Source organism: Mycobacterium sp. (genome assembly GCF_052145595.1).
Taxonomy (GTDB): Bacteria; Actinomycetota; Actinomycetes; order Mycobacteriales; family Mycobacteriaceae; genus Mycobacterium.
In genome coordinates this window covers 1-4,273 of the sequence record NZ_JBKQOI010000344.1, presented here as the reverse complement: position 1 = coordinate 4,273, position 4,273 = coordinate 1, and the positions used below count along the sequence as shown (strand labels likewise).

The 4,273-nt window shown below is 64.2% G+C and carries 4 protein-coding genes; 2 read left to right on the top strand and 2 right to left on the bottom strand.

Features of this window, described 5'->3' with window-relative positions; translation table 11 throughout:
• Nucleotides 1–17: 17 nt before the first annotated feature.
• Both ACLP4W_RS28545 and ACLP4W_RS28540 read left to right on the top strand, forming a co-directional pair.
• Nucleotides 18–1,943 (top strand): acyl-CoA dehydrogenase family protein, encoded by a 1,926-nt coding sequence (locus ACLP4W_RS28545; protein ID WP_442390699.1) that lies wholly within the window; start codon nucleotides 18–20, stop codon nucleotides 1,941–1,943.
• Nucleotides 1,944–2,033: 90 nt separating this feature from the next.
• Complete coding sequence (locus ACLP4W_RS28540; protein ID WP_442390697.1) at nucleotides 2,034–3,035, top strand: glutathione S-transferase family protein; 1,002 nt, start codon at nucleotides 2,034–2,036, stop codon at nucleotides 3,033–3,035.
• A 74-nt stretch (nucleotides 3,036–3,109) separates the two neighbouring features.
• On the opposite strand, the gene ACLP4W_RS28535 is transcribed toward ACLP4W_RS28540, so the two are convergent.
• Nucleotides 3,110–3,976 (bottom strand): hypothetical protein, encoded by an 867-nt coding sequence (locus ACLP4W_RS28535; protein ID WP_442390695.1) that lies wholly within the window; start codon nucleotides 3,974–3,976, stop codon nucleotides 3,110–3,112.
• A 105-nt stretch (nucleotides 3,977–4,081) separates the two neighbouring features.
• Nucleotides 4,082–4,273, bottom strand: a 192-nt coding sequence (locus ACLP4W_RS28530; RefSeq protein ID WP_442390693.1) for a DUF2771 family protein, incomplete at its 5' end; no start/stop codon positions are given.

Here is a 4,273-nt window from a genome sequence, read left to right as displayed (position 1 = left end):
AAGCGAGAGGGCGTCCGATGGCACAGCAAGCGCAGGTCACCGAGGAACAAGCGAGAGCCCTCGCCGAGGAATCCCGCGAAAGTGGTTGGGACAAACCGTCCTTCGCCAAAGAATTGTTTCTCGGTCGGTTTCCGTTAGAGCTCATCCACCCGTTTCCCAAACCGTCTGACGCCGACGAGGCGCGCTCACGCGCGTTTCTCGACAAACTGCGGGAATTTCTCGAGACCGTCAACGGCAGCGCCATCGAACGCGATGCGCAGATTCCAGATGAATACGTAAAGGGCTTGGCCGAATTGGGCTGTTTCGGCATGAAAATACCGCCCGAATACGGCGGCTTGGGCATGTCGCAAGTTGCCTACAACCGTGTGTTAGTGATGATCGCGACGGTTCATCCCAGTCTGGGCGCGCTGCTCTCGGCACATCAGTCGATCGGGGTTCCCGAACCCCTCAAGCTTGCCGGGACCCCGGAACAGAAGAAGAGGTTCTTGCCGCGGTGTGCGGCCGGAGCGATATCGGCGTTTCTGCTCACCGAACCGGATGTGGGCTCTGACCCGGCGCGCCTGGGCTCGACGGCGACACCGGTCGACGACGGACAGGCCTACGAACTTGAGGGCGTGAAGTTGTGGACCACCAACGGCGTGGTCGCCGAACTGCTCGTGGTCATGGCCCGGGTTCCCAAGAGCGACGGGCACCGAGGCGGAATCAGCGCTTTTATTGTCGAAGCCGACTCACCCGGGATCACAGTGGAGCGACGCAACTCGTTCATGGGGCTGCGCGGCATCGAAAACGGCGTGACCAGGCTCCACCGTGTCCGAGTTCCTGCCGAAAACCTGGTCGGCAGGGAAGGCGACGGTCTGAAGATCGCGCTGACCACACTCAACGTTGGCCGACTGGCGCTACCGGCGTCAGCAACGGGCACCGCCAAATGGTCGCTGAAAATAGCGCGCGAATGGTCCAACGAGCGAGTGCAGTGGGGCAAGCCGCTCGGCCAACACGAAGCCGTCGCCAGCAAGATCGCTTTCATCGCCGCGACCACCTACGCACTCGAAGCGGTGCTGGAGCTGTCCGGGCAGATGGCCGACGAAGGTCGCAACGATATCCGGATCGAGGCGGCGTTGGCCAAATTGTGGTGCAGCGAGATGGGCTGCCTCATCGCCGACGAGCTGGTGCAGATCCGCGGTGGCCGGGGCTACGAGTCCGCGGAGTCGCTCGCCGCGCGCGGGGAGCGTGCGGTGCCGGCGGAGCAGGCGGTGCGGGACTTGCGGATCAACCGCATCTTCGAAGGTTCGAGCGAGATCATGAGGTTGCTCATCGCCCGGGAGGCCGTCGATGCGCACCTGGCCGCGGCCGGTGATCTCGCGAAGGCCGACGCCGGTTTGCGACAGAAGGCCACCGCGGCGGTCAGCGCGAGCGGTTTTTACGCAAAATGGTTGCCACAGCTTGTTTTTGGCGAAGGCCAGCGGCCCACGGCGTACAACGAGTTCGGCCCACTGGCGTCACACCTGCGGTTTGTCGAACGCTGCACTCGCAAGCTGGCCCGCAACACCTTCTACGGGATGGCGCGCTGGCAGGCCAAACTGGAGCAACGGCAGGGATTCCTCGCGCGGATCGTCGATATAGGTGCCGAGCTGTTCGCAATGTCCGCCGTCTGTGTGCGCGCCGAGGGGCAGCGGACCGCGGATCCGGTCGTCGGTGGACAGGCCTACGAGCTGGCCGACACTTTCTGCCAGCAGGCAACCCTTCGGGTCGAGGCCCTGTTTAACGCGTTGTGGACCAACACCGACAGCAGCGATGTTCGGCTTACCCGCGATGTGCTGAACGGCCGTTACAGCTGGCTCGAGGACGGGATCATCGATCAATCAGAGGGCACCGGGCCGTGGATCGCGCACTGGGAGCCCGGGGCGTCGACCGAGACCAATCTGGCTCGACGATTTCTGACCTAACCCCTTTGCGCCGAGCGTGGACTTGGTGGGCGAAATCCTGCGATTTAGGACCAACAAGTCGACGTCGGGCCTTGAGGCAGAATTGTCGCCATGGCTTACGTTGCCGGGGCGGGCGAATTCACCCGCGACACTAACTACATCACCACCCGCATCACCGCCGACGGACGCGACGGCTACCCGGTAGAGCCGGGCCGGTATCGGCTCGTGGTTGCCCGGGCTTGTCCGTGGGCCAATCGCGCGATCATCGTCCGGCGATTGCTGGGCCTGGAAGACGTTTTGTCCATTGGGTTTTGCGGTCCCACTCACGACGAGCGCAGCTGGACGTTCGATCTCGATCCGGGCGGTGTCGACCCGGTGCTGAAGATCCCACGGCTGCAAGACGCCTACTTCAAGCGCTTCCCCGACTATCCCAAAGGCATCACGGTCCCGGCGATCGTCGACATACCCACCGGCGCGGTGGTCACCAACGATTTCGCGCAGATGACCCTGGACTTCTCGACAGAGTGGACCGCCTACCACCGCGATGGTGCACCCGAGCTATACCCCGAGCGCCTGCGGGCCGAGATCGACGAGGTGAGCAAGAGGGTCTATACCGAGATCAACAACGGTGTGTACCGTTGCGGATTTGCCGGCACGCAGCAGGCCTACGAGGCGGCCTACGACCGGCTGTTCACCGCGTTGGATTGGGTGAGCGATCGCCTGGTTAACCAGCGATACCTAGTCGGCGACGCGATCACCGAGGCAGACGTACGGCTATTCACCACGCTGGCCCGCTTCGACCCCGTCTACCACGGGCATTTCAAGTGCAATCGAAGCAAACTCAGCGAAATGCCCGTGTTGTGGGCCTACGCGCGCGACCTGTTCCAGACACCGGGGTTCGGCGATACCGTCGACTTCGTCCAGATCAAGCAGCACTACTACATCGTGCACGCCGACATCAACCCCACCGGTATCGTGCCCAAGGGCCCGGACCTGACCGGCTGGTTGGCGCCGCATGGACGGGAAGCGTTGGGGGGCAGGCCTTTCGGAGACGGAACGCCTCCCGGGCCGCCCGTCGATGGCGAGCGGGTACCGGCCGGTCACGGCGCCTAACCCAGTGCCGAGCGTCGACTTGTTGGGCGAAATCGCGGTGGCTTGGCGCAACAACTCCACGCTCGGCGTACTGGTTAGAGTGGGCAGCCGGCGGCAAGCAGGGCGCTACGGACGCGTGCCACGATGACGTGGGGTCGATATCGCAGCCGGTCGGCGCTGACCCGGATGATCGTCCAGCCGCGGGCCTCGAGCTCGGCCAATCGATCGATGTCCCGGGTCCGCTGCGCCGGATCGGTCCAGTGTTGTGCGCCGTCGAATACGACGCCGATCGTCCACTCCTCCCAGCCCATATCGATCCCCGCGATGACCGCGCCCCAGTCGTTGACCAACTCGATCTGGGTCTGGGGGCGCGGCAGCCCGCTGCTGATGAGAACCAAACGGGTTCTCGCCTCGTAAGGTGATTCGGCGCCGGCGTCGACTAGGGGCAGAGCCTGTCGCAGTTGCACCAACCCGCGTGCCCCCCGATGGCGCTCGGCCACCAGTTCCACGTCGGCCACCTTCACCTCGCTCGCACGCGCCAGCGCGTCGAGCCGAATCACCGCTGCGGTCAGTCCTTTTCGTCTTCCCAGGTCGAACGCCGTGCGTGCCGGTGTGGTCAGCCGAATCCCGTCGCGCATACACGTTTCATCCTCGTCGAGGGTGTCGCTGTGCAGGATGATCCCGCGTGCCTTGTCACGGCTACGCCGGTTCAGCTCGGCCGGCAACCAGTCGTCGATCCACGCCGTGCGGTGTAGCGCTGCCGCGGACAGGCCCACAACCGTCGCGGAACGCCCCGACCACAGCCAAGCAGCGACCGCCCGGGTCACGGGCGTCAGCTTCTGCGCGCGAGGGATGTACACGTTGCGATGAACCATCTCGAAATCGGTCCGCAATCGATGCGGTGTGACGATTCCGGCTGCGAGCGCTTCGGTTCCTCTGAAAGGCCAGTCCAGGATTTCCATGCGAGCACGGTGCATGTCGGCACCGACATGTTTCGCCCAACGTCGACTTGTTGCGCCTAAACGACTTAAATCCGCACGACAAGTCGACGTTCGGCCTTGGAGAAGTCACGAGGTAAGCCGCACCGACCATTCCGCGTGCGGGACGGCGCGGACCGTAGTGATGTCGTTCGGTTGGCCCTCGTCGACCACCAACGTGAGCAACTGCACCACTATCCCGGTCAGCCGCCCGCGCTGAGGATCGACCGACGGAATGGTGACCGCCAGCCGGGTGCCCGGACGAAACATCGTGGTGGTGGC